A 23,802-nucleotide genomic window follows, 5' to 3' on the forward strand; every position below is an offset into this window, starting at 1 on the left:
GGTCAGAATGGCGCCTCGTCCCGGAGTTTCACCTTCAGCGCGGTCCGGTAGCCGGCCACGACCTGGCGGGCGAACTCGCAACGCTGCGCGTCCGTCATGTCGGCGAGGTCGGCCGTGCCGATGCTGATGGCGAACGCCTTGCCTTGCTCCAGCCCCTCCTGCGCCGCAAGGCTCTCGATGCGGTTGAAGTCTTCGGATGACATTCCGTAGGTCTCCCTTGCGATGGCGAGGCAATCGGGGTCGTCACACACCCACATGACCGGCAGCGCCGGCTGGCCCCAGCGGGCCTTCGGCGCGTAGCCGTAGCCGACAGCCTGCCGGGCGCAGACGCCGCAGCACTGGTCGTCGAATCGGGTTGGTGCTTGTGCGTCACAAGTCGCGGACATGGCGGCCCATCTCCCTGCGCTTGCCGGGATAGGCCCGGACGCCGTGCAGCACGGTCGTGTGGTCACGGTCGCCACAGAACCGGCCGATCTGCGGGAGCGACTTCGAGGTCAGGCGGCGCGCCCAGTAGAAGAAGGCGTGCCGAGGAAGTGCAATCTTGCGATCACGACTTGGTCCGAGGATCTCCTTCGGCTTGACCTCGTAGGCCTTCGCCACCCGTTCTAGGATGCGCCGAAGTGCTGGTCGGTATGGAGCGGGCGGCAGGAACGGCCGCTCGATCTGCCGCTCGTAGACGAGGCGGTATCTGAGATTGAGGTGGGTGGCGGGTGCGCGTGTCAGGGGCGCGGGATCGGCGCGCAAGGCCCTGCCCTGCGTCCCGGCCAACCGCTGGCGTTCCGCGATACCCCGGGCGGTGAATGTGGAATGTGCCGCGATACCCATCAGGCTGCCCTCCTGGTGGCGGTTGCAGGAACGCGCTGCCGCAGGACGTGGCAGACCATCGCCGTGACGGCATGCCCTGTCAGAGTCCGGGCGAGATGATCGATGACGGCTTCTGAGGGGATGTCAGCGCCCGGGCCAAGACCCCGCAGTTCCGCGGCCGTCAGCAGGCGGAGCATCCGCAACGGCCATGGCGGTGTCGGGGTGGGGAGTTGCCAATGATTGTGCGGCCAACCTCCAACCGGCCACTGCCAGAGGGTCCCGGCGCCATGGAACTGGATGACCTTGCGGACATCGCAGTTCGGGTAGTTGGCGGCGCGGCCGCACCACTTCTCGTCTGCCACGATCACGAGACCATGGCAGGCCGGATGGAACAGCTGCACCTGCCGGGAAAGACGGTGCAGCTTGTCCCGGCCGCTCTTGATTTCGAAGAGCCACAACTGGTCGACGGTTACAGCCGCAACGTCGGCTCGCCCCGCGCCGCCTTCGACATCCAGTTCATGAATTACGTGTGCTGATGGCAGCAACGTGTTGATCCGGTTGACGACAGCTTCACGGATTGGTCGTTCGTCTGTGGTGGGGTGAGGGGTCATGCCGCCACCTCAGCAACCGGGTAATCGCCCTCACGCTCCAGCTTGCGCCGACACGGCGGTATCCAGACGAAGCGCGTATTCGGTTCGCCATCGATCCAGACGAGCCAGCAGTAGGCGGTCGCCGTGGATCCGGTAGCCGTCAGCCGTCCCTTCACCATCGGGACGCGCTCCGAAAACTGAGCGATGATCGACGGCGGATTCTTGCTGAAGAGGTTCGTGTAGCGCCCGACGCCCTCCAAAAACGAGGTGCGAACGATCATCGCGAAGCCAACCTTCGCCACGTTGCTCGCGCGCTCGATGAACTGCTCAGCCAGCCGGAAAGGCGGGTTGGTGATGATCCAGTCCGGCACAGAGCCGCACCACTCCATGACGCGCGGAGTGACGGGGAACAGGAAGTCGTGCTGGAACGCGCCATCAAGGCCGTAGTCGTGGATATCGGAACACCAGACCGCGCTGAAATACTCGCCCAACGGGTCAACCATGTGACCTCGGTTACAGGCCGGCTCCCATACCTCGCACCGCTTCAGATCGGCGGGCGACAGGACGTGTTCGCAGAGAGCGCGTGTTGCCCATGGCTGCGTGGGGAAATCGTCGAGGCTGTCGTGCACTTCGTGCCGCTGGGCCATCACCGCGTGGGAGGTGTTCTGCGCCATCAAGCGGCCCTCCCCATTTCGTTGGCCGCGTAGCCGCCCCATTGGTCGGCCGCGGCGGCCATCATGCCGGGATACGAGCGGCTCCGAAGTCGCGTCCTGTCAGGGCCCGGCGGCATCCTGTGAACAGCGTTCCAGCGTTTCCATTCGTCAGAGCCTCGCTCGGGCTCCGGCAGAAAGTCCGTCGCTGCCAGCAGGGGAAGGCCGCGTAGATACCAGCCCGTGCCCTTGTAGGCCGGCTCCCCGAACCAGAACGGCTGCACCATCTGAGGGCGCGGAAGATCCGCTGGCATCCGGTCCCGGGCGAGGTCGTTCATCTCCGGGTTCTCGATTGCCACCCGGTCGATCGGCGCATCCCAGCACGCAGTGAAAACGCTCACGCCTTCCTCGAACTCTGCGCGCATGTCGTTGAGCGTGCGGCCCTTGGGGAGTTGGCGAGGCTCGGTCCATTTCCCGGCGCCGCTCATCCACCGTCGGCCGGACCGGCATAGCCTGGTGCATGGCGGGTGCATGACCGCCAGCAGGTCCCATCCTTCCGAAAGGATGCCGCCTCGCACGTCGCAGCGGATATGCCGGTTGCTGCCGTCCTCGGCGGGGAGGATGTCGCAGGACCAGACGTCGTGCCCGAGTTCACTAAAGGCACGACGGGCGATCCCGCTCGTCTCACAAGCGACCAAAACCCGCATCACGCCGCCTCCCGCTCAGGAAATGTCCGCCCGACGATGTCGGTGAACTTCGGGTTCTGCTTCGACGGCCGCACCGAGATCGTCACGGGCGGGACAAGCTCTGACTTGCGTGCAAGCATCTCGTCCGCGCTCACCGGGAATGGCGACGCGCCGCCATGCATGACCCACCACTCGGCAGCCTTCCTGCCGGCATAACCGTCATGTTCGGGGCAGACCCATTCCGGGTAGCGCTGCAGGCCGGCCAGATAGTCGATCCGGACGGAGTCCGGCGCTCCCGCCTTCGTCCAGCGGCGGAACTGCCAGTCGACGACCGGGACCATCTGCGGCGGTACCGCCTCGGTGGAGAGGATGCCGGTCGTGCCGTCGGCTTCGGCCTCGTGCCGTGGCTTCTCCTCCCGTGGCCACTCGTGGCCGCATGTCTTGCACGACTGGGCATTCAGGGCCGCGAGCGTCTCGCACTCGGGGCATGCCTTGGCGCGAATGTCTGAGACTTCGGCCTTGCCCCTATCACCGGCACCCCCGCCCTTCGGCATAACCGATACTGCATCGACCGGGCCGTGGCGTCGGACGTTGCCGGCGAAGTCCAGCACCAGACAGTTCTCTTTCCCGGGGGCCAGCCTTGTTCCGCGCCCGACGATCTGGACGTAGAGGCCGGTCGAAAGCGTCGGGCGGAGCATGACGACGAGGTCCGTGGCCGGCGCGTCGAAGCCAGTTGTCAGGACATTCGCATTGGTGAGACACCGAATGCGACCGGCGCGGAAATCGCGGATAATCCGATCCCGCTCGCCGTTGGGCGTCTCGCCCGACACCATCTCGGCGATGATACCCCTCGCCCGCATCGCGTCCCTGACGGCCGCGGCGTGTTTCACCCCGGCGCAGAATACGAGCCACGACCGGCGGTCCTGCCCGTAGCGGATCGTCTCCTCCACGGCGGCCGTGGTCAGGCGATGCTCCATCGCCGCGGATTCCAGCGAGCCGGCCACGAACTCGCCACCCCGGCGCTGGACGTTCGAGACATCGATCTCGGAGGCCGACGCCTTCGAGATGAGAGGCGTGAGGAAACCATCCTCAATCCCTCGGCCAATGCCGTAGGAATAGACCGTCTCGTCGAACAGCCGATCCGTGCCGTCGTCCAGACGCCCCGTGTCGAGCCGGAACGGGGTGGCAGTGAAGCCGCACACCCGCATGTCTGCCATCTCGCCGAGATCGTCGAGGAGCTTGCGATACATGCCGGCGCCCTTCGCTCCGTTCGGGACGAGATGCGCCTCGTCGATGATGACGAGATCGCGGGGGCCCAGCGCCCTCGCCTTCCGGTAAACGGACTGGATCGAGGCGAAGGTGACGCGGTGATGCGTGTCGCGCTTGCCCAGCCCGGCGGAGTAGAGGCCGATCGGCGCGTCCGGCCATGTCCGGAGCACGGCGCCATGGTTCTGGGCGACCAGCTCCTTGACGTGGACGAGCATCAGGACGCGCATCTGCGGCCAGGTCGTGAGGAGCCGACGGACCACGTTGGCGATGACAACCGACTTGCCGGTACCGGTGGCGAGATCGACGAGCGCATTGCCGCCGCCGCCAGCCCAGTAATCGAACACGGCGTTCTCGGCCTCGGTCTGGTAATATCTGGGTTGAATGCTCATCCCTGCCGCTCCTCGATCATGCTGACGATCTTGCCGGCCAAGCCTTCGGGAGCGCCGATCTCGGTGGTGGTCAGGGATCGCCGCAGGACGCCGGGCGTGACGCCGTATTGGAGCGCGATGGACAGAAGGACGGCCATGTCGCGGACCGCCGTATCCATGGCGGTGCCGATCTTGCGGGTGGAGAGGAACACCTCGCCGATCCTGCCGTCGTCGTAGTAGCCGAACGTCACGGACACGGTGATACCGCCGAAGACGATGTCTTCGTTCTCGCAACAGCGGCGCTGGAGAAGGGCTTCGCGGGTCATGCTGCCCTCCGCGGCGATGGCAGCGCCATGCGTTGCGGGAAAGCCTTGTCGAGCCCCTCACCTATTTCGGCCGTCGCGATATCGTATCGGGAGATCCCCGTCGCACCCTCGCGGCGCTTGCGCTTGGCGAAGTCGGCGGCGCGGTCGAGCGCGGCCCAGATATCGAAGTTGTCCATGAAGGGCGCGAGGTCGATGCCGGCCTTAGCCAGCCATGGCCGATCGCAGACGGCAGTGATCAGCGGCTTCAGGATTTCGTTGCTATAGGCCTCGGAGTCGGCACCGAACTCCGACCGACGCACGCCCGAGAGCGCCATGGTGACGCTGGCGGCGTGACCCGCCTGCACGGGCCCCCGGATCAGAGCGATGGCGTAGATCTCGCCCGCCTTCTTCGTGTCGGTCGTCCCGTTCGTGGTCATCAGCCGGCAGCCCGCATCCGTGCAGGCCTTGTCGCATGCCACCGCCCATGCCTCGCCGGCAGTGAGCGCGGCCTTGAAGATGTTCCAGAGCGTGACCTTGGTCACGGCGCCGTTGACGGTGGCAAAGCTCGCGGCCTGCTCCTGCCGGTCCATCTGGACGATCTGGCAGGGCACCTGCTCGAAGCCGCAGATCGCCGCCGCATGGGTGCGGTGCTGGCCGTCGATGATGGCGAACCGGCCGCCCTCCACCGGCGCTACGAACACCGGCGAGAAGCGGGACCAGGAGAAGCCGTTCGCGATGCGACGGATGGCCGCCCAGTTGCCGCGCTTCAGATCCCGCTGATAGCTGTCGTCGATGACCAGCTGCTCGATGTCGATCCACTGGAGGATCGGCGCCGCGCCCGGATCGATGGTGTCGGGCTTGTCGACTGGCGAGACTTCGATCTTGCGCATCATGCCTTCATCTCCTTCTTGAACCGTCAGCCGCGGCGGTAAGGCGCGGGCGGCAGGTCGGATTGGTCGAAGAACCGGCACGCGCCGGCGTCCGCCGGAATGAGCCGGTCGGCTTTGTTGAGGATGGGGTGGACGCACTTGGCCGGCCCGATCGCGAGCCATCCGCGACGGTCGCCGCCTGTGTAGCGGTAGGCGGTGCGCTGATCGTCCATGTCGCGCATCTGCCACTTCGTGCATTCGCGGCAGGTCTTGGCCCTAAGGCCGGTACCGGCGAAGTGCGCCTGTCCGAGATGCGTCTGGCGGATCGAGAGGAGGTTCTCGCCCGCCGTCAGGTGATCGGTGAAGAGTGGTTTCTCGGGCTCAATCATGATGCTCCCCCGTTGGCGGGGAGAACCGTCACCTCTTGTCGGCCCAGGCGACCTCTGCCAGCCTGCTCGTTCAGATGGAGGGATTCGAGTTGAATGAGCTGGTCGGCGACTGCCCTAGGTGCAAAGCGAGACAGGTCACATTCGATGTCTTCGCCGCCACGCCGACAAAGGTCGAACACGGCTGGATGCGATATTATGAAGGTTTCGGGGTTTGTCGCCGATGCTTGAGGTCCACCACGTTCATCCTGAAGCAGAGAAACTATGCGGACAGCGTGCACTTCGAGCGTGGTTTCCCGCTCGATGCTCGCCGCTCCCTCGATCACCTCGTGGAGATTGATACTTACATCAGCATTCGGGACATGGCTGCGGAGGCTCCGCCCGAACACGTCGCTCCTGAAATCGAGAAGATTTTCAGAGAGGGCGCCACCGCCGTAGCAGTTCAATGCTGGAACGCTGCAGGCGCGATGTTCCGAGCCAGTGTCGACCTGGCCACTCGACCGCTTCTGCCGCCAGAGGACGAAGAGGGAGGGCCGAACCGACGAATTCGCCGCGATCTCGGGCTTCGTCTTCCGTGGCTTTTTGATAACGGCAGACTGCCCCGCGATCTGGAGGGGTTGTCCCATTGTATTCGCGAGGATGGAAACGACGGCGTGCATCAAGGAACGCTGACGAAGCCGGACGCCGAAGATCTTCTTGATTTCACGCGCGCACTGCTCGAACGACTCTATACTCAACCCGAGCGCCTGCGGCTGGCCGAGATACGGCGAGCTCAGCGACGTGCCGGGGATTAATAGGGCACCCATCACGCCGCCCTCCCATCGACCCAAGTGCTGCCGCCCGCGAGCTGATAGGTCACCGACGACCCGTCACTCGCGGCATCGACCTGCTCACCCGGCACCAGGTCCGGAATGAACAAATGCTCGCCGCAGCCCGCCTGCTGATCTTGAACGCTGAGTTCCCGCCCATGACGCTCGCAGCGCCATGCGGCGTCGCCGCCCATCACCGGGGTGCTATGGAGGCAGGTCCGGCAATTGCGGAGGGCCATCGCGCCACCGTGGCAGACGGTTTGGGAGGGGCACCGCCTGCAGATCCAGTGATCGGGATCGTCGCTGATGCGAGGCAGAGGACGGGCAGCGTCGAGAACGCGCTCCGCCTTCGCCATCAGCGCCCCGGCCTGCGCCGCATCGTACCGAATACGCTCGCCGTGAAACTCGTTGCTGTCCTTGTTCTCGACGACGTAGAAGGCGCGCTCCAGACCGAACAGGTGCATCCCGAGCTGGATGGCCGGCATGCGCGCCGGCGCGGCTTCGGCAAGGCCGGCCTTCCTGATCTGCTGAAAGGCCTTGTCCCGCTGCCGGTCGGCATAGAGCAGGTGGACGCGCTTCGGCGCCTCTAGGATGCCGGTCACCTTCCCCTGCAGCCTCTGGAAGAAGTGTCCGTCCAGCGCCGATGCCTCGAACGGCCGAAAGGTCTGGCTGTCGGCTTGCTCGACCACTAGACCCGGGACGGACTGGCGAAGATCGGAGAGCGCCTGGACGATCTCTTGCACTGCCTGGTCGCGGGTGAAGTTCGCCCGGACGGTATGCCCCTTGAATTCAGACGGCGTGGCCGCCCAACGGAATTCGAGCCAGACGCGCCGGTCGCACTCGGCGGCAAGCATGCGCCCCGTGAGGCGCAGATTATGTCGCGCGTCCTGGTGCGCCTCGTAGTGGGCGTCGATCGCGGCGATCGTTGGCGACAGAAGGGTGGTGGGAAGGGCGACCATCAGGCGGCCCACCCGTCAAGGAACTTGCACAGCGCGGCGTGCAGATGGCCGGTCTCGCCGCTGGGGTCGCCGACCATCAGTTCGACCTCGATCAGGATCTTCGCCGCGTCGGCGAGCTTTTCCAGCGTCTCTTCGTCGAGATCGCCGCCCTCGCCAACAGCGCGGATCAGCGCATCGGTGGCGACGTTCGCTTGGTGTGCCGCCGCGATCAGCTTCTCGCGGCGGGTGTTCCACCCTTGATCGACGCCACCCATCACGCCGCCTCCGCCATCGCGGCAACAGCCGGCATGCAGACACTTTCGGCGACGCCGACCACGTCGAAGCGATATCCGGGGTTGGCGATGGCGAGTGCCAAAGCCTGCTGGGCAGCGGCCTCACGGCACGCATACTCGAACGGCCACCATGCGGGCCGGATCCGGCCAGTGTCGTCGCCCCTGCGGAAGACGAACCAGCCGCCGCCGATCGTCTCGCCCTTGCGGGCCAGCTTGGGGTTCTTGAGCCAGCCGGTGCGGCGCGGGCGTTTTCCCTTTTCAGGGCACACGTTTCCTGTCATCGCTGAAATCTCCTTCGAGCGACGTTGAAGATGTTGGTCGATGGGAGTGCCGGGTGGCGTCGGTTCCTAGGCCTTTGCCGCCACCCGGCCGTCAGCTATGCGCGCTTGGGCCAGCCATTGGGCGATGAGGCACCAGTGTTGGCTGCCGCAGCCTGGCCGCCGCAGACCCCGGACCTGGCACCAGCACCGCCGCCCGCACCTGCCACCGCGCCGCCGCCGTTCAGGGTCTTCACGCCCTTCACCTCGTCGTACTGCGGGTTCTTCTTCTGCGGCCCGTAGCTGACCTCGCAGGGGATGTGGTGCAGCTCCTCGGTGTCCTTCGGAGCGAGCTTGCCGACGGCGTGGCACACCGCCGAAAGCTGGCGGGCCGCGATGTCGCGAGTCTTGTCGCCCTTCTCGCCCTGAACGTTGTAGCCATGCAGGATGTCCTGCCAGATCAGGCGGCCTTCGAGCGGACCGGTGATGATCTTCCATGTCAGCGAGAGCTTGAAGCCGCTGCCGCCATTCTCGCCGATGCCCTTCTCTTCCGAGTTGACGATTTCGGCGTGATAGCGCCCCTCGGGGATCCGCTCGAACTCGCCAGACGGCTCGTGATCGGCGGCGTTGTAACCTGCGATGTTGACCATGATGACGTTCCTTTATGCCGCGGCCTTGGCCGGCTCTGCGTTTCCGATCTGGGGGAAGTACTGGGCGAGCGCCTGGTAGCCGGCGCCGCGGTCGAACCGCATGCTCTCCGGCAGGCCATAGCGGTTCTTCGCCACGTAGGCCGGCTTGCCGACGCCGTGCATCAGCACCGTCGATGCCGAGCCCTCGGCGCGGGTCCGAGCCGTGGTCTTGTCCGTCTTGGACAGGGCGCCCTGCTTCGTCTCGCCCTTTACATTGACCGGCTTTTTGAGCAGCAGAATCGCGTCCAGGTCGCGGGTGATCTCGCCGTTCAGGTGCTTGTGCAGGTCGATCTCGTACCGGTCGTAGGACGCCGTCTCCGGGTCGTCGAACTTCGTCACGACGCTATGCGCGATCATGACGATCGCCATGCCGCGATCCCGGCGAAGCAGATTGCAGCCGTCCAGGAACTCGCGGAGGACCACCTTCGCGTTGACGTATCCCTTGCCGTAACCGAAGTCCTCGATCCGTGCCTTGGCCGAGCCATGCTCGTCGCCGCGCCGGCAGGTCTCGTCGAAGATGAGCCGCTGCAGCGCCGTGACGCTGTCCAGCACCATCGTCTGGAAACTGTGGTCGTCGTTGTAGAGGGCCTCCATGGCTTCCATGACCGAGGTGAATGTCGGCAACACCCCGAAGGACTGGAGCTCGAGCTCGCCCGGCGTGCCTTCCTCGGCCTGCAGGAAGACGGGGTTGGGGAATTCGGACGCGAGTGTCGTCTTCCCGACGCCCTCGTTTCCGTAGATGAGGACACGCGGGGGCTGGTCGGCCCGAACGGTCCTGAGGTCACTGAGGCTGATCGCCATCGTGGTCTCCTTCGTCACAAGGCGCTTCGATAAACCACCCGCCGGTCGCGCCGTTGGTCGAGGGGTGGAAGCTCACATCAAGTCGCTGCACCGGCAGCAGGCGGATGTGGGACATGCCGTTGGCTGATGGCAGCCAGGAAATTGCGAGGGCAGTCACGAAGCGGTCGTCGTCGATGGTCTTCGCCTCGACGATCGCGTCGAGCATCGCCTTGATGCGGTTATCGATGTCGGCACGATCGGACATGCGCTCGACGCCGAAGATCGCGATCACAGGACCGGAGATTGGCACGATGTCCTGCCGACGAATTGCAGTGACGGCCATCCGGACGAAGTCGTCGTAGTGCTTGGCCTTGACCCGGCCGACGCCCTTCACGTTCTTAAAAAGGGCATTCGCCGATGGCGGGGTCGGAATGGTGAAAGCGACCGGGGCGGGCTGGGAGGTGCCCTCCCCGGCCACTCGCTCACGGCGCCCCGCCACGGGCTCCGATTTGGTGATCTGGATCACGGTCATTCAGGCTCGCTCCTGTCCCGCTCGGCAAAGCGGCGACGACGCCTGCGGAACAGGCCGACCAGCCAGTAGACGATCGCCTTCCACGCCGCTCTCGCGCCGCTCTTCGCCATGCGCTTCATTCAGGAGATCCTTCGTTTTGCGGTCGAAGTGGTCGCCCACCTCGTCAAGGCGGTCGCATTGGGCGTGATAGGCGATCAGTAGCGAGCGATAGGCGCCGCCGGACACGTCCTTCATGTCCTGCCAGCGCTGCCACAGGCGGCGCGCATAGGACTGATCGAGGCCGATCTTGCGAGCAGTGCGATCCCGCGCGGCCGTCCAGGTATCGGTCGGGCCGCGGTGCTCGCATCTCGTCAGGAAGACGAGCCGATCCCTCGCTTCCATTACAGCGACTTCACTCATGTCGCCCTCGTCACGCTTGATGTCGCGCGCGACACGTCTGGTGTCGGACATGCCAGTCCCTCCATGCCAAGTTCTTGGTCATGGACGGAGCAACCAAACAGGAGCGAGCGATTGAAGGGACCGAGAGGGCCACCATGCTGGGGAGCATTTTGGAAGGCCCGAGAAGCATCGGCGAAATCGCCGAGAGAATAGTCAGAAGACTGCGGATGGTGGACGGCGAAAGCCGGGCCACCACGCCGCGCGTCGAGAAAGAAGCGAACAAGAGTCGCCCCCGCGCACACAGCCGATAGAGTGAGAGCAAAACCCTCGATCATGCTGCCGCCTCGACATCGCTTCGGTCGGACAGGCGGGAGAGGAGTTGACGGATCGGACCACTGATCCGGCCGCCGTTTTCAAGGCGCGAAACAGTGGACTGATCACAGCCGAGGTATTCGGCCAGACGGCCCTGCGACCAGCCGAGACTGGTGCGGACAGAACGGACATCGATTTCCTGGCGAGATTCCATGATCTGCGACGAGCTCTCTTGTTGGCACCCCCTCATAATGCGTTACGCATAATGCATCGTCAATGCCATCCGCATAATTTTTCCATGCATTCTGCCGATATGGAAAAATCAGATCGCTTGAGGATGGCCCGGGAGGCCGCCGGGTTCGCCACCGGAACAGACGCCGCCAGCGCGCTCGGGATGAAGGTTGCGACCTATCTCGGGCATGAGAACGGATCGCGCGGCTACGGTGCGGTTGCAGCGGCAACATATGGGCGCCGCTTCAAGGTGGACCCGTCCTGGCTACTCTTCGGCACAGGCAAAGGCCCGAGCGGCGATGCATCGATGACGATGGGGTTTACCACTCACCTCGAGTCGCCGCCCAACGCCGTCATCGATCCCAAGCCGGTCACGTTCGATCCCAACGAAAAGATCCCGGTGTACGGCCACGCCGTGGGCGGCAGTGAGGGACAATTCCCGCTCAACGGCAACAAGATCGAGGACGTCCTGGCGCCACCCGCCCTTCGCGGGGTTCGCAATGCTTATGGTGTGATGGTGGCCGGCGACAGCATGGAGCCGCGCTACTATGCCGGAGAGACGGTCTACGTGAATCCCGGCGTTTCAGTGCGTCGCGGCGATTTCGTGGTCGCGCAAATCCGGGGCGACGACCCGGCCACTCCTGACGCATATGTGAAGCGCTTTGTTCGGAAGAACGTCCAGAGCCTTACGCTCAGCCAGTTTAACCCCGAGCAGGAACTGACCTTCGATGCCGACCGCGTCGTGTCGGTCCATCGCATCGTGATGGGCGGCTAAGCCCACCTCGGCCATACCAGGACGTTCGCCGCCTCCCCGCCCAAGGACAGACAGTAGCGACACCGCAGTCGCCGCCCCAGCTCGTTGACGGTGGCATGCGGAGGCAAGGCGCCGGCCAGGATTTCGGCCGCGGCGATTTCCCGCTCCCGTCCGCAATCATCGCATGAGATGCGCAGCGTAGAGACATACGCGATACACCGGTCTCCGTGCCTCAGCAGCATCCCCGCTTCCCCTTAGTTCATGTTTTGTTCTTTTAGGCCCTCGCCCGGATCGGAGTCGAGTCCCGTCGGAGGGTGATTCGTCCGCGCTCAACAATTTTATGCGTTATGCATTGACAGCGAGTTATGCGTTACGCATTATCGGTCCATCGCAATTGATGGAGCCCGGAAATGCCAACCCCCACCAAGAACCGTCACCCGGTCGACGAGCTGGCCGACATCAAAGCGCAGAAGTCTGAGCTCGACGAGCGAGAGAAGGCGCTCAAGGCGCAGATCATCGAGATGGCCGGCCCGCGTGATGCCGTTAGCGGCGATGAATTCATCGCTCTGGTCTCCCTGCAGTCCCGCAAATCCCTGAACCGGAAGGCGCTCGAAGAGCGCTTCGGCAAGGCGGCCGTCGCCGCATGCGACCGCGAAGGCGAGCCTTTCTTCGTCGTGAAGACCCAGCCGCGAGCCGTCGAGGCCGCGTGACGCCTGATCATTCACCCCGCCAATCGAAACGCACCGAACCCGGAGCCAGCAGATGACCCGAAGCCGAACTCAAGCCGCCAGCGTGTTCAAGACGCCGTATGAGGTCGTCGGTGAAGGATTCCAGATCGCCAAGGCTTTCTATGCCGAGTGCGACAGGGTCCGGGAAGTGCAGTGGGCCATCGCAAAGTCTTTCGGAGCGAAGGGCTACCGACCGAGCCACAACGGCGGAATGCGGTCCCTGTTCTTCAAGGAACTGCCCGAAGGCTTTCGCGAGATAGGACGCGACGGCGATAACATTGAGGCCGTGCCGCGCAAGACGACGAAGGTTGGCAAGGCTGCGCAGGCCAAGCTCGACGCCGCCCCAAGGTCACCTCAGAACGACGAACTCGCAAGGCGTCTCGGCTGGGATGTCGGCATGGTGATCAGCGGATCGACCATCTACCACGCGACCGCTTCCCGGATCGGGCTCCCCACCCTTCGATACCTCATCATGGTTCCTCGCCACGAGGACGATGAATGGACGCCGCCGGCCTCGCTCAAGGAACTGACGCAGAGCGAATACCGCCTCGCCTTCCATGAGCACAACGCCGAGGTCGAGCGACGCAAACGCGCCGCCTGAGCCCCTCGGGGCCAAGTGCCCCGCCCCTCCCCATAGAACGCCACACGGAGAGACAGATGAGCGACGAAACCGCGATGCCAATGCAGCCATGCGGCTCTCCCGGATGCCACTGCCACATCGTCATTCCTGCCATCGGCGCCTGCAAGCAGGTCCTGCGCGGCATGGAAGTTGAGGACGTGATGAACACGCTCGAATGCGTGATCTGCGAACTGGTGATGGATGTCGCGAAGTCCCGCCCGGCGCAACGCGAGATGCTTCGGACGCACGCCGACCGTCTGAATCAGAAGGCCTACGAGTACCGCGTCGCTAGGCGCAAAGCACTCGCTGCGGCCTGACCCCAACCCCCACCCCCAGCAGCCAAGCGCTGCCAACCGGAGGACAGAGCATGACGACGAACGATGGCGGGGCCGCATTCCCCGAAGCAATCGCGATCACTCCAGCAGGCGACGTGTTCTACGGCATGGCTGGAATGACGCTCCGTGATTGGCTCGCTGGGCAGGCGCTGGCCGGCATTCTCTCTGGTGGCTTTGCCGACACCATTCCCCACGACGACATCAACGGCGGAAGCGATGCGGCGCATTTCGCCTACCTGTACGCCGACGCGATGCTCAAGGCTCGCGGCGCATGACCTCCCGCACCATCACCGCCTACACCGCCACCGCCCTTGTCGGCTTTGCGCTGATCTTCGGCTCCCTCTCCAGCCTTGAGGCGATCTACGCCGCCGAGGACCGGGACCATCAAGAGCGGTTCGCCAGCATCCGAGGAATTGAGCAATGAGCGCAACGAAGCACACCGAAGGTCCTTGGGAAGTGGACGGTTTTGCCATCGTAGGCAGCGGTCAGACCATCTGCCTGATGGGCGAAATCGACGGGTTCGAGCGGGGATACACGCCCTGCAAGAACGACGGCCCGAACGGCAGGCTTATAGCCGCCGCGCCTGATCTGGCAGACGAGCTTGCCCGCATGATCAAGGCCTACGTCAGTCTTCTGGAGACTGGCCGCGACCGGATCGTCTCGGCGGGCGGCCAATGTGATCCTGTTGACGTGATGGAGGCAGGCAGCCCGAACCTGCGCTCGGCCAAAGCCGCCCTCGCCAAGGCTCGCTCCTAATGCGCCGCCTCCTCCTGATCCTCCTCGACCGTGACGGTTTCGTCCTGGCGATGGAGCGCGAACAGCAGAAGGCCGTCGCGGTCGCGAACGAACTGCGCCGGCAACTCGCCAGCATCCGATCAATCGAGCACTGAGGACAAGACGATGGCCGACGCGAAGACGACGCTAAACGCCCTAGCAGAGCGGTATTGCGAAGGATGGTGCAAGGGCAACGGCGGACGAGGCTCGTTCAAGGACTGCACCGGCTGTGACATCGCAGCGGCAACCCCCCAGCCCGCCGCATCCGACGTGCCCCATGACGTGGTGCGGGCGCTGGAGGAAGCGGAGCAGGCAATCTCAGAATACTACCGCTATTGGACTGGCGGCGAGACGCGCGGCTCCTACGACGGGAAACCAGAGCGAGCCGGGCTGTGGAAGGCCATGTATGGCGCCCGCGCCGCCCTCGTCACCACCGCCCCATCCACCTCGACAGAGGAAGCGCTGAGGGCAGAGAACGCGCGGCTTCGCGCTGCTTTGGAGCCGTTCGCTTATCGCGTTCCGAAGTCAGCGATCAACAACTCCGCACTCAACGCCGATTACCTCGTCGCGACGGCTGGCATCGAGATCAAATACTTCCGCACCGCCCTTTCCGCCCTATCCCGCTGAACGCCAGAGGAAGGAACCCGACCATGGCACAGGAACAGCGGCTCTATCGCGGCTTTCCCGATCAGGCCGCCTACTACGACTGGAAGCGGCGCCATGAGGCCGATCTGATCGACGCCGAACGCGATGGCTCCGCAGAACGGGAGCGTCAACGCGAAGACGCGGCACGGTTCAACGCCCTGCCGTCTCTGGATCAGATCGAGCGCCGCCACGGCAAGGCCGCTCGCGACCGCATTGCAGCCCTGAACCTTCCCCAGCACCGCGCGGATTTCGCGCAAGCAGCGGAGTAGCGCCACCATGGACGATTTCGACTTCATTCGCGAGACCATGCGCGCCATCGGCGAACAGTCTCTCAGCATAGCACAGGAAGCGGCGATCATGGCCGCGCCGGCAGTCACCGCGCCGATCATCGATGACGTGGATCAGGCTCTGCATCGGCACGCGATCGTCAGGGAGACGCTCAAGGCATTCGGCCGCCAGGACGAAGAATGGCGCGACATCTACAGCACCGTCTGGATCGCCTGCCGCAACATCAAGGAGGGCTGGGATCAGGTCACTCCGTACGCAGACATCAACCGCGCAGAGGCCGTCCTACGGGATGCCGAGATGCGCGAACGGAGGGCAGCGTAATGGACCTGTCGAAGTTCATCACCACCATTGTTCGGCGAACTGTTCTGGACACCATCGACGCCAGACTGCCGGCGATGATCGAAAGCCACCTCAGCAAACGCTTCGCAGAAGAGCCGAACCTGCCGCTTACGAACACCGGTTTCCGCTGGGCTTTCTTCCTCGCGTTGCGGTCGCACTGGCCGGACATCGATCTCGCGACTTCGAGCCGCTGGCTTGTCGATTACATCGGCGGCGAAACGGTCGGAAGCGACGCCGAGCAGACCCCCGCTGCCGCTGCGATCATCGCCCGCGATTACGTCAATGAGTTTGGGGAGCGTCAGCCATGATCGACCTGTCGAATCTCAGCAATGCAGAGTTGGCCGAGCGGCTGAGGGCAGAAGCTGGCGACGCCCGGCTCGGATGGGTCAGAACATCGCTTGTCCGCGAAGCCGCCTCTCGCCTCCAGGCACCGGCAGTAGCCGAGTGGCAGCCGATGGATACCGCGCCGAAGGATGGGAAGCACTGCATCCTGTCTGTGCCGGAGCCAAGCGGCTTCATCTACTCGGTTCAGGGCGCGTTCCAAGAGGGGCGATGGAACGCTGCCCACCGCGACAACGTGGAGCCGATCGCATGGATGCCGAACGTCCTCCTGCCTGAGAGCATCCGTTCCGCTCTCCGCACGGGAGGCTCCGAATGAGCGCCGAGGGAAAGACCCAAGACCTTGTCACACGGCTTCGCAATCTCGCGAACTGGATCCGGCTCATCGCGAGAACGGAAGTGCGGAACACCGCCGACGATGCGGCAGACGAGATCGAGCGTCTGCGGGCTAGGCAGCGGGAGGAGTAGCGGATGGGTGAGACCATTCTTGACCGCGCCATCAGCCCGGCGGATGCTGTGGAAAAGCTGTTGATGCGCGGTGTGAAAGTCACCGAGCGCTCGCTCCGGGAGAAGGCCCGCCAGATCGGGGCTTATCGTAAGGTCGGCCGGGAGGTGTTCTTTCTGCCCGAGGACCTTGAGAAGATCGTGGAGCCTGCATGCTCGAACCGAAGCGTCGCCCGAAAAGTCCGTACTGGGTCCTCCGTGGGACCGTCGACGGCAAGCGGGTCGAAGTCAGCCGGAAGTGGACAACCGCGGCGGCAGCGCGCCGTGCCCTCCCCGGCGTCCTCGCCGAGCTATCCTCCGATCAGATTGGTGAACGGGGACTGACCTTCACCCAGGCGACGAACCTCTACCTGACCGCGAAGCCAACGGCCCGGTTCATCGCCCCTCTCCTGCGCTACTTCGCCGACACGCTCGTCTCCGAGATCACCAATGCCGAGATGCGTCGTGCTGCCAATGCGCTTTACCCGGGCGCCGCGCCGGCCACCATCCGGCGGCAGCTCTACACTCCGGTCAAAGCGATCCTGAACCTCGCAGCCGAGGATGACCTCTGCACCGTGCCGAAGATGCGGGCCCCTGCCGGCGGGAACAAGCGCACCGTCTTCTTCCTCCCCGAGCAAGCCGATGCCGTGATTACGGAGCTCGGCCGGGACCGCAACGGTTTCCTCGCCCCTATGGTGACGTTCCTGTTCGGCCAAGGCTGCCGGATGAGCGAGGCGATCACACTGGACGGTCACGACATCTCGCTCGAGCATCGCTTCGCCATCCTGCGGGACACGAAGAACGGCGAGGAACGGCGCGTCTCGCTGATCCCCCGCGTCGTGGCCGCGCTTTCCACCCTGCCGACGATCGGCCAGACCGGGCCCGTCTTCCGCCGCGCTGACGGTCTCGGCTTTCGCCATGGCAAGGCCAGCGGCGGCCAGATCAAGAAGTCCTTCGACCGCGCCGTGGAGGCCGCGGAACTGGACCCGGCCCGCTTCACGCCGCATGTCTGCAGGCACTCGTGGGCGACCTGGTTTCACGCGCAGACGAAGGACGTGCGCCGCCTGCAGGACGAAGGCGGATGGAAGTCGGGGGAATGGCAGCGCTACACGAAGATCGGCACTCCGACGCTCGGCGCCGATGCTCTCAAGAGAGGCTGGGATTTCCGAGAACCGGGGGAAATTCGGGGGAACGCCGAAGCCAATGCATACGCATCAAGGGCTTAGGACGGGAAATGCGCCCCTGCTAAGGGAGTATACGGGAGACCGTATCGAGGGTTCGAATCCCTTCCTCTCCGCCATCCAGCGTTTAAGCCATTGATCTTCCTGATGCTTCATAGATTGCGGTATTAGCAACCGCCCCGTAGCACGCATGGTCTTGCGGGTGGTTCGCATCTAAGAACACAACTAACGGTGTTCTCTGTCCAAGCATTCGGGCACCAATCGATTTCATCAGCCTTGCCGGGCGCGCGCCCGACAAACGCTCGCTGCGGACGAGGGATGTCGGCTAAGCGCGCGGGCTGTCTTCGGAGTCGATGGTCCTCGGCGGAAAGGTAGCTGAGTTTCGCGAGAGTCGCCGTCGCAGCGGCCTTGGCCTCGCTCTCGGCGGCCACTGCAGATGCTTTTACCGCGTCGGGCGGATCGACCAGTGCGCGAGCGCACCCCTCAGATCGTTGAGGTCAGCCGGTCCGTTAGCCCCACAACAGCCATCCGATAAGCGAACGCTTCGAAGGAGCCCGTATCAGACGTCGGCGAGAGGTCGAAGATTGCTCTGCAAATCATTGTCCATCTCGCCAACCCCGCGCCCAGTTCTGGGCTATTGCATCGACGAACCCATTACGACTCTTGAGGCTTAGCGCCAGCTTGCATCGCTGGTGATCGTCAATGGCGTTCGCATCCCAAGTCAAGCCAGACAAACTCGAAGACTTTGCTCTGGCGCTCGGGATGTCCGGCGCCGGGATTCTGCCGAAGTGCTCCTCGGCCAAAGTTCAGCCCGGGGGCTACTCTAACCGCAGCCATCATGGAGCAGCCTCCTGAGGCGCCTGGGCGCACAGTAGCCGAGCGACATCAGTCGAAGGTCTGAAACCCTGTCTTGTTGTGCGCCAGAACCGCGCGCCGGTCGAACTCTTCATGAATTCGATTTGTTCGGCGGGCCGATCCTGATGATCGACGCGTTTGCGAATGACGTATCTGATCTCGCCGAGCGGCCCGAGGATGATCGTCGCGCCGCCGTGGAATTCAAACGGGCGATGGCCTGGAAGCTTGATGCGCCGTTTCTGGACGACCTCGGCGATGATGTCGAAGATCACCTGTTTGTCGGGTCCGATGCGTCGCGCGGAGCGGATCGATTCCACCACGGGAAGGCTATACTCGCCGGTTGCGAACTCGGCGCTTTCAGGGCTGACGAGTCCGAATTCACGTGCGCAATGCGGACGCGTCACGAGGCGGCCGAGCACCCCGGCCTGGCGGCACATCTCCTTGATGCTGACAGGCTTGGCCGGATCTCCCTCAAACGCCATGGATCCGAAACCAAGGCTTTTCTCGGGATCGATCTGGATCTGGGGCCCTTGCCAAAGAAGCGTATCCTCCGTCATCGACCGGATGTCGTCGGGATAGATCCCCCGCTTGGCAAAAGCCTGGATGAGCGTTTCGCGATAAGCCCACCGGTCGTCCGCAACCACATCATGATCGGCGGTAATCAGCGCGCGAAGATAGTCGCCAAATCGCACGTCGACGGGTGGGCAATAGTCGATGGCCCGAATGCAGATAGAGAGGAACTGACCAGCCAGCTTGCGCACCTCGGAGACGAGAAGGTTCTGCAACCCCGTCGAGATATCGCCATCCGGCAATTTTCCGGTTCCACCGGTGGCGAGCTTGACGTAGCGCTGGGACTTTCTGCGATACAATGTGATGAAGGCGGCAAAGACGGCTCGCGCGAGCACGCGCCCCAGGTTGTGGGGCTCGTGCCCGTTGTCTTCCCGCAGAGCGGAGTCGTAGGTCAGAATCTGCCGGGTCGGCTGATCCTGCGAGCTGTCCAGAAAATCTGCGAAGTCGCTCTCGAGGTCGTTGAGGGTTCGCAGCGCCGCTTTGCCCTCACCCAGGCCTTTGCCGAATTCCTGCGCAATCGAAACCAGGTTCTCTGCCTTGTCGAGGTTGCCCCGGGTCAGGTTCACGGCCGAGCGCACGACGTCCTCGTAGGTGAAATGCTGGAAGAAGGCGATCAGGTCGGCGAATGCCTCGTGGAAGGCGAGCACGTCGTGGTGGCTCGGGATGAGGAATGCCGCCCGCAGCCCGTCGAGCAGGGCGTGGCTCATCTCGTGCGCGATGATGTCATGCGAGGTGCATGTAAAGATGTGACCCCGGCCGGGCGGGACCGTCGACGTGGCGTTCTTCGGCGTGAAGTACCCGAAGACGATTTCTCCGCTGGCATTGTCGTACCAAGCGTTTGCCGCGTTCGCCCCATGGGGTTTCAGGAGGACCCGGTTCCGCTGATGCGGTTCCGCCGGATCGACTCGGTCGAACGACCAGGCAACGTTACGGCCCAGGGCAGCCTTGAAGCTGTCATAGGTTGTCATCGCAACGGCGTAGACCATTTGCTGGTGGAAGCGCGGGTCGGATAGCGATGGCGCGTAGCCTCCCTCGATCAGCACCAGCGGATTTTCAAGATCCGCCGCCGCCCAATCATTGCCATCGCCGTCCGACGTGGACACTTCCACGACCGAACCCCGCGGCCCCGGCTTTAGTGGCTCGTACTGCACGCGCGTCCGCGCGATGCCGCCCTCAAGGCGCGAGATGGATGGGTCGCGCGTGTAGATGGACAACGGGCGATAAACCGGATCCCCGCTCCGACGCTCATAGAGCCGCGTATGGAACGCCAGCTTGACGCGCTTGCTGATCCGGAAGAGCGTGTCTTCTCCTTCTTCGGACGCGACGGGTTCGTGCATCGAGCCGAGTTCCTCGCCAGACCGGGTCTGGGCGACAGACTGGACGGCGTCCGGTGCCGGCGCAGCAGGAGTTGCAGGATCGGCCATCGGACTCGTCCACCATCAGGTCAAAGGCTCAAGAAATACGCGCTACGTTTCTCGGGCGCGCAGTCGAGGACCGGGCTCTGACGTCGCACCTCTCCGAATCTTTGAAGAATGCGATCGAGAAAGGCGCTGTTCGACGTCACCCCGATGCCTTCGCTGATGATACTCGTGGCCTGCAGTGTGAATTCGCCCTGACCATTGCTCTCGTACGCGAGTTCCTGAGACGTGCAGGCGCTGAAGGAAACGTCCCTCTGGATGAAGGGCGCACGGCTGCCCGACCGTCGCAGCTGGGCCGAGCGCCTGGCGTATGCGTGTTTCATCGCAGGGGTCGGGTCGACGTAGCGTGCGCGCAGATCGCTCTCTGCTGTCCCGCCCCTCGCGCCAAGGCGCGTCGCGGATAGGGCGCGCGCATGCACACGGCTTATCGTGCCTGAGTGGCAGCAGTCGAAGAAGCAGGTCAGGGACGCGCCATCCGCCAGGCCACTGAAGATGATCCGCAGTTCGTCATCGATCACCAGGCCGTCGTCATCCGAACCACAGTCGATGGCGCACAGGCACTCGTCCTTGATCTCCCCGACCGCAGCCCCCTCCTCGGCTTCATCCCCGCTCAGATCCTCGAGTTGGGTGCCATGTCCGGCAAACTGCAGGACCAGATCGTCCCCCGCCCGGGCCGCGGCCACGAAGCTGGTGACCCTGGCTCGGATTCCTGCCGCAGTCGCTGCTTCCTGGGGTAGGATCTGCGCGGTATAGCCCAGTGCCTCAAGTGTCTGGGCCCACAACTTTGCGTCCGCGAGGCATCCCCTGAGCGGACTGATGTAGCGGTAGTCATTGATCCCGATGCAGAGCGCTCGCCGCGCGCCGACAACCGGCCTGGTGGCAACCGGGGTCGCTGGCTGCACCGAGGTGCCGGCCGGAGACGATCCGATCGGGGTGAAGGACAGCCGAGCCAGCGCCTCCTCGACCTGCGCAGAGACATCGAGCTGGCCATCCCATAGATCGTTGCTCGCCACGCGCGCGCCGCCGTCTTCAAGGGGAAAGATCGGCTCCCCGTTTCGACGGTCGAGGACCCGGCGCACGACGCTGTTCATTGTCGCAGCGTCATCGTCGAACCCACCATGGGTGCAAGAATCGCTCGCGCTGCCAAAGTCGCTGCCATTGCTCGGGGCCCAGACCACTTCGCCCAGCTCGGAAGGCATCCCCCGTAGCCCAAAAATATCGCTGGCCAGCTTGTCGCCGCGCAGCGAGATTTCGAGGCCGAGAATGTCGGTCTTCCGCCTTTCTTCAAGAGCCTCGTAGATGAGGTACAGCAGGGACTGACGATAAACTGGCGTTACCGTGTCGTCTTTCTCGCGCTGCTTCCTCATCGTGAAGATGGTCAGCGGCCCGACGTTCTTGCCGAGCAGCGGCGCCACACGCTGGTGAAACAGGTCGTTGCGGATTGCCGGCGCAAGGAAATGCGCCGTCTTGACGCTGGCGCCGGAGTTGGCCAGTGCCGATAGGAAATAGGCATGGAAGATCGATCCGGCGCTGTGGCCCACAACGTGGATCTCCAGGTCGTCGCCGTGTTTCTTGGCGAGAGCTGCGGCTTTGGCGGCAACGTAAGCCGCTCCGCCACCGTCGCCGCTCGCGCGCTCCGCGCTCGACTTCATTCCGTCCCATACGATCCGCCCCCCAGCCCCGCGAACCAGCTCCTCGATCGGGGCGTTGAGCAGAAAGTCGAACGGACCTCGAGCCCCGCCGCGGATTCGATCCACTGTGCCCGTCATGAGCTGCCGTATCGTCTCGGCGAGACCGGTCTCCCAGATAAAAAAGACCGGATAGACTTTATTCTCACGCCAGAAACGCAGTTGCTTGAAGGCGCCGTGCAAGGCGTTCTTCTCCGATACAAGACCACCATGCGCATAGAACAGAAGCCGCGCTGGCTCCTTGCGCGCCTTGGCCGCTGCGATTTCCTTGGGGATACGCTCCTCGAACAAGCGATCGACATCGGCCTTCGTCGTCCCGATCCGGCCGGAATCCGAGAAGCTACCCCTCTCCAGGTTCACGACGTGATCGGAGAGCGCCTCGATCATCTGCGGGGACGGCTCGGCGCCGCTCAGGCTGCCACCCCGTCCGCCGGGCTCTTCCGCCTCGAACATCTCGTAGCCGACGACATGTTCGGCCGTTGCCATATCGTCCACGGCCTGCGGCAGGGCGAGAAGGTCCTGGATCAGGCTGGCGCCACGCCGGAACTGATCCGCAAAGAGCGCTTTGCTTGAACGCGGGTTTCCGCCAGCCGCGGTCATGGCTGCGACTTCGCCGATCCATTCAGCCTTGTCGAAGCTCGTGCCCGGACAGGTCTTGCCCGACATCTCGCTGTGGAATTTCATATCCTGCGGTGCGAGATTGAACCGCATCTGGATGGCGCTGATGACACCCAGCGTCGCCTGCTTCTGCTCCTTCGTGATCGTTTCCTGTCCAACATCGAAGTCGCCGATCATTTCGATCATGAAGGGCCCAGCGCTGGCATTGCCGTTGAAGCCGCTGGAACTCGCCGGCGCCGCGTTGAAATTGCGGCAGAGCCAGATCTCGCCTCTTGGCGCGATGGTGACGTGCTGGGCGATGTCGCTCCAACCGTTGTTCTGCGTATGGTGTCGCCACATGGACTGGATGGTCGCCAGACCGCGATAATCGCTCTGCCGGGGACGCCAGGTGTGATGGAGATGCACTTCCGTGATGCGACGCGTGAATGGGAACGCACTTGCGATCTCGCGGAACGCGTTCAAGTCAACAGAGTGAAAAGATCGAGCCATTGCAAACAACCATTATCTGTTGAAGCAATTTGATGAGGTTGAACAGAATTTGTCAACTGACTTTACGTCATTCGACCGATTTAGTTGACGTATGTCAACAGACAACCTGATGTCGTCCCTTCCTTCACAGAAGGCGCGCAGGCCTTGCACCTCCCGCATTCGTGCGATTCTGTAGCAGAGACGATCGTCGTCATCCTCGGCACCTGTCGCGCGGATGGTAATGCGGGCCCCGTCCAGTTCTTGCGCGACAAGAGCCGGAAGGAAAACGGGGTCATGTCGTCGCAATCCAATTCGTTTCTCAGCGGACCGCTTGGCCCGATCTACCTCCGTACCGCGCTTCCGATCATCTTCGTGATGGGCATGAACGGTCTGCTGGCGGTCGCCGATGCGCTGTTCCTGGGCGTTTCGTGGGCGCGCAGGCGCTGGCTGCCCTCACCCTGATGTTCCCGCTCTAAATGCTGATCGTGGCGCTCTCGACGCTGGTCTCGTCGGGCATGTCGAGTATCCTCACCGCCACACCGGCGCGCGGCAGG

At 63.9% G+C, this 23,802-nt stretch carries 35 protein-coding genes; 16 read left to right on the forward strand and 19 right to left on the reverse strand.

The features are described from left to right. Positions 1-2: 2 nt before the first annotated feature. Genes J3367_RS16005 through J3367_RS16045 form a run of 9 tightly spaced genes read right to left on the reverse strand, consistent with a single transcriptional unit; the run spans position 3 to position 5,930 of the window. On the reverse strand, positions 3-386 hold the full coding sequence (locus J3367_RS16005) for a hypothetical protein (protein WP_421461657.1): 384 nt from the start codon (positions 384-386) through the stop codon (positions 3-5). Continuing rightward, the gene (locus J3367_RS16010) at positions 370-825 is read right to left on the reverse strand and encodes a helix-turn-helix domain-containing protein (RefSeq protein WP_421461659.1); all 456 of its coding nucleotides are present in this window, start codon (positions 823-825) and stop codon (positions 370-372) included. The genes J3367_RS16005 and J3367_RS16010 overlap by 17 nt, the downstream gene beginning before the upstream one ends. Further along, positions 825-1,415, reverse strand: coding sequence for a hypothetical protein (locus tag J3367_RS16015; RefSeq protein WP_421461661.1), 591 nt, complete (start codon positions 1,413-1,415; stop codon positions 825-827). Before J3367_RS16015 ends, J3367_RS16010 begins: the two co-directional genes overlap by 1 nt. After that, positions 1,412-2,068: a methyltransferase gene (locus tag J3367_RS16020; RefSeq protein ID WP_421461663.1), complete on the reverse strand. Its 657-nt coding sequence runs from the start codon at positions 2,066-2,068 to the stop codon at positions 1,412-1,414. The genes J3367_RS16015 and J3367_RS16020 overlap by 4 nt, the downstream gene beginning before the upstream one ends. Further along, positions 2,068-2,751 carry a hypothetical protein gene (locus tag J3367_RS16025; protein WP_421461664.1) on the reverse strand — a complete coding sequence of 228 codons (684 nt, stop codon included), beginning with the start codon at positions 2,749-2,751 and terminating at the stop codon, positions 2,068-2,070. Before J3367_RS16025 ends, J3367_RS16020 begins: the two co-directional genes overlap by 1 nt. Beyond that, on the reverse strand, positions 2,751-4,388 hold the full coding sequence (locus tag J3367_RS16030; RefSeq protein WP_421461666.1) for a DEAD/DEAH box helicase: 1,638 nt from the start codon (positions 4,386-4,388) through the stop codon (positions 2,751-2,753). Before J3367_RS16030 ends, J3367_RS16025 begins: the two co-directional genes overlap by 1 nt. Continuing rightward, positions 4,385-4,693: a hypothetical protein gene (locus J3367_RS16035; protein ID WP_421461668.1), complete on the reverse strand. Its 309-nt coding sequence runs from the start codon at positions 4,691-4,693 to the stop codon at positions 4,385-4,387. Before J3367_RS16035 ends, J3367_RS16030 begins: the two co-directional genes overlap by 4 nt. After that, a complete protein-coding gene (locus tag J3367_RS16040) occupies positions 4,690-5,565 on the reverse strand; it encodes a ParB N-terminal domain-containing protein (protein WP_421461670.1) in 876 nt (291 codons plus the stop codon). The genes J3367_RS16035 and J3367_RS16040 overlap by 4 nt, the downstream gene beginning before the upstream one ends. A 23-nt stretch (positions 5,566-5,588) precedes the next feature. Next, positions 5,589-5,930 (reverse strand): hypothetical protein, encoded by a 342-nt coding sequence (locus tag J3367_RS16045; RefSeq protein ID WP_421461671.1) that lies wholly within the window; start codon positions 5,928-5,930, stop codon positions 5,589-5,591. A 35-nt stretch (positions 5,931-5,965) separates the two neighbouring features. On the opposite strand from J3367_RS16045, the gene J3367_RS16050 reads away from it, so the two are divergent. Beyond that, positions 5,966-6,721: a DUF4145 domain-containing protein gene (locus J3367_RS16050; RefSeq protein ID WP_421461673.1), complete on the forward strand. Its 756-nt coding sequence runs from the start codon at positions 5,966-5,968 to the stop codon at positions 6,719-6,721. Between the two features lie 11 nt (positions 6,722-6,732). On the opposite strand, the gene J3367_RS16055 is transcribed toward J3367_RS16050, so the two are convergent. From J3367_RS16055 to J3367_RS16090, 8 genes are all read right to left on the reverse strand, one after another. Beyond that, on the reverse strand, positions 6,733-7,695 hold the full coding sequence (locus J3367_RS16055; protein WP_421461675.1) for a hypothetical protein: 963 nt from the start codon (positions 7,693-7,695) through the stop codon (positions 6,733-6,735). After that, complete coding sequence (locus tag J3367_RS16060; RefSeq protein WP_421461677.1) at positions 7,695-7,952, reverse strand: hypothetical protein; 258 nt, start codon at positions 7,950-7,952, stop codon at positions 7,695-7,697. Before J3367_RS16060 ends, J3367_RS16055 begins: the two co-directional genes overlap by 1 nt. Next, positions 7,949-8,248, reverse strand: a complete 300-nt coding sequence (locus J3367_RS16065) for a hypothetical protein (protein WP_421461679.1) — start codon at positions 8,246-8,248, stop codon at positions 7,949-7,951. The genes J3367_RS16060 and J3367_RS16065 overlap by 4 nt, the downstream gene beginning before the upstream one ends. 95 nt (positions 8,249-8,343) lie before the next feature. Continuing rightward, positions 8,344-8,874: a DUF669 domain-containing protein gene (locus J3367_RS16070; RefSeq protein ID WP_421461681.1), complete on the reverse strand. Its 531-nt coding sequence runs from the start codon at positions 8,872-8,874 to the stop codon at positions 8,344-8,346. Between the two features lie 12 nt (positions 8,875-8,886). Beyond that, a complete protein-coding gene (locus tag J3367_RS16075) occupies positions 8,887-9,714 on the reverse strand; it encodes an ATP-binding protein (protein ID WP_421461683.1) in 828 nt (275 codons plus the stop codon). Then, positions 9,695-10,225, reverse strand: a complete 531-nt coding sequence (locus J3367_RS16080; protein WP_421461684.1) for a RusA family crossover junction endodeoxyribonuclease — start codon at positions 10,223-10,225, stop codon at positions 9,695-9,697. The genes J3367_RS16075 and J3367_RS16080 overlap by 20 nt, the downstream gene beginning before the upstream one ends. Continuing rightward, positions 10,226-10,675, reverse strand: a complete 450-nt coding sequence (locus tag J3367_RS16085; protein ID WP_421461686.1) for a hypothetical protein — start codon at positions 10,673-10,675, stop codon at positions 10,226-10,228. It lies immediately after the preceding gene. Positions 10,676-10,934: 259 nt separating this feature from the next. After that, positions 10,935-11,129, reverse strand: a complete 195-nt coding sequence (locus J3367_RS16090) for a helix-turn-helix domain-containing protein (RefSeq protein ID WP_421461688.1) — start codon at positions 11,127-11,129, stop codon at positions 10,935-10,937. A gap of 84 nt (positions 11,130-11,213) precedes the next feature. Here J3367_RS16090 and J3367_RS16095 point away from each other — a divergent pair, with 84 nt between their 5' ends. From J3367_RS16095 to J3367_RS16160, 14 genes are all read left to right on the forward strand, one after another. After that, complete coding sequence (locus J3367_RS16095; RefSeq protein WP_421461690.1) at positions 11,214-11,921, forward strand: XRE family transcriptional regulator; 708 nt, start codon at positions 11,214-11,216, stop codon at positions 11,919-11,921. A gap of 389 nt (positions 11,922-12,310) precedes the next feature. Beyond that, positions 12,311-12,610, forward strand: coding sequence for a hypothetical protein (locus J3367_RS16100; protein ID WP_421461692.1), 300 nt, complete (start codon positions 12,311-12,313; stop codon positions 12,608-12,610). Between the two features lie 52 nt (positions 12,611-12,662). After that, positions 12,663-13,229, forward strand: coding sequence for a hypothetical protein (locus J3367_RS16105; RefSeq protein WP_421461693.1), 567 nt, complete (start codon positions 12,663-12,665; stop codon positions 13,227-13,229). 56 nt (positions 13,230-13,285) lie between these two features. After that, positions 13,286-13,564, forward strand: coding sequence for a hypothetical protein (locus tag J3367_RS16110; protein ID WP_421461695.1), 279 nt, complete (start codon positions 13,286-13,288; stop codon positions 13,562-13,564). A 50-nt stretch (positions 13,565-13,614) separates the two neighbouring features. Continuing rightward, positions 13,615-13,857 carry a hypothetical protein gene (locus tag J3367_RS16115; RefSeq protein WP_421461697.1) on the forward strand — a complete coding sequence of 81 codons (243 nt, stop codon included), beginning with the start codon at positions 13,615-13,617 and terminating at the stop codon, positions 13,855-13,857. After that, the gene (locus tag J3367_RS16120) at positions 13,854-14,006 is read left to right on the forward strand and encodes a hypothetical protein (protein ID WP_421461699.1); all 153 of its coding nucleotides are present in this window, start codon (positions 13,854-13,856) and stop codon (positions 14,004-14,006) included. Before J3367_RS16115 ends, J3367_RS16120 begins: the two co-directional genes overlap by 4 nt. Next, positions 14,003-14,338: a hypothetical protein gene (locus J3367_RS16125; RefSeq protein ID WP_421461701.1), complete on the forward strand. Its 336-nt coding sequence runs from the start codon at positions 14,003-14,005 to the stop codon at positions 14,336-14,338. Before J3367_RS16120 ends, J3367_RS16125 begins: the two co-directional genes overlap by 4 nt. Beyond that, positions 14,338-14,472: a hypothetical protein gene (locus J3367_RS16130; protein WP_421461703.1), complete on the forward strand. Its 135-nt coding sequence runs from the start codon at positions 14,338-14,340 to the stop codon at positions 14,470-14,472. The genes J3367_RS16125 and J3367_RS16130 overlap by 1 nt, the downstream gene beginning before the upstream one ends. 10 nt (positions 14,473-14,482) lie before the next feature. Then, the gene (locus tag J3367_RS16135) at positions 14,483-14,983 is read left to right on the forward strand and encodes a hypothetical protein (RefSeq protein ID WP_421461704.1); all 501 of its coding nucleotides are present in this window, start codon (positions 14,483-14,485) and stop codon (positions 14,981-14,983) included. A 23-nt stretch (positions 14,984-15,006) separates the two neighbouring features. Beyond that, on the forward strand, positions 15,007-15,270 hold the full coding sequence (locus J3367_RS16140; RefSeq protein WP_421461706.1) for a hypothetical protein: 264 nt from the start codon (positions 15,007-15,009) through the stop codon (positions 15,268-15,270). 7 nt (positions 15,271-15,277) lie between these two features. Next, on the forward strand, positions 15,278-15,610 hold the full coding sequence (locus J3367_RS16145; protein WP_421461707.1) for a hypothetical protein: 333 nt from the start codon (positions 15,278-15,280) through the stop codon (positions 15,608-15,610). After that, a complete protein-coding gene (locus tag J3367_RS16150; protein WP_421461709.1) occupies positions 15,610-15,936 on the forward strand; it encodes a hypothetical protein in 327 nt (108 codons plus the stop codon). Before J3367_RS16145 ends, J3367_RS16150 begins: the two co-directional genes overlap by 1 nt. Further along, positions 15,933-16,286, forward strand: coding sequence for a hypothetical protein (locus tag J3367_RS16155; protein ID WP_421461710.1), 354 nt, complete (start codon positions 15,933-15,935; stop codon positions 16,284-16,286). The genes J3367_RS16150 and J3367_RS16155 overlap by 4 nt, the downstream gene beginning before the upstream one ends. Before the next feature lie 337 nt (positions 16,287-16,623). Then, the gene (locus tag J3367_RS16160; RefSeq protein ID WP_421461712.1) at positions 16,624-17,676 is read left to right on the forward strand and encodes a tyrosine-type recombinase/integrase; all 1,053 of its coding nucleotides are present in this window, start codon (positions 16,624-16,626) and stop codon (positions 17,674-17,676) included. A gap of 791 nt (positions 17,677-18,467) precedes the next feature. On the opposite strand, the gene J3367_RS16165 is transcribed toward J3367_RS16160, so the two are convergent. Beyond that, positions 18,468-20,480, reverse strand: a complete 2,013-nt coding sequence (locus J3367_RS16165; protein ID WP_421461714.1) for a hypothetical protein — start codon at positions 20,478-20,480, stop codon at positions 18,468-18,470. A 20-nt stretch (positions 20,481-20,500) separates the two neighbouring features. Then, the gene (locus tag J3367_RS16170) at positions 20,501-23,269 is read right to left on the reverse strand and encodes a caspase family protein (RefSeq protein WP_024350468.1); all 2,769 of its coding nucleotides are present in this window, start codon (positions 23,267-23,269) and stop codon (positions 20,501-20,503) included. A gap of 84 nt (positions 23,270-23,353) precedes the next feature. Between J3367_RS16170 and J3367_RS16175 the strand changes: the two genes are divergently transcribed. After that, positions 23,354-23,710, forward strand: coding sequence for a hypothetical protein (locus J3367_RS16175; protein WP_244495421.1), 357 nt, complete (start codon positions 23,354-23,356; stop codon positions 23,708-23,710). Positions 23,711-23,802 lie beyond the last annotated feature (92 nt).

The organism is Aurantimonas sp. NFXS3 (assembly GCF_049132005.1).
Taxonomy (GTDB): domain Bacteria; phylum Pseudomonadota; class Alphaproteobacteria; order Rhizobiales; family Rhizobiaceae; genus Aurantimonas; species Aurantimonas coralicida.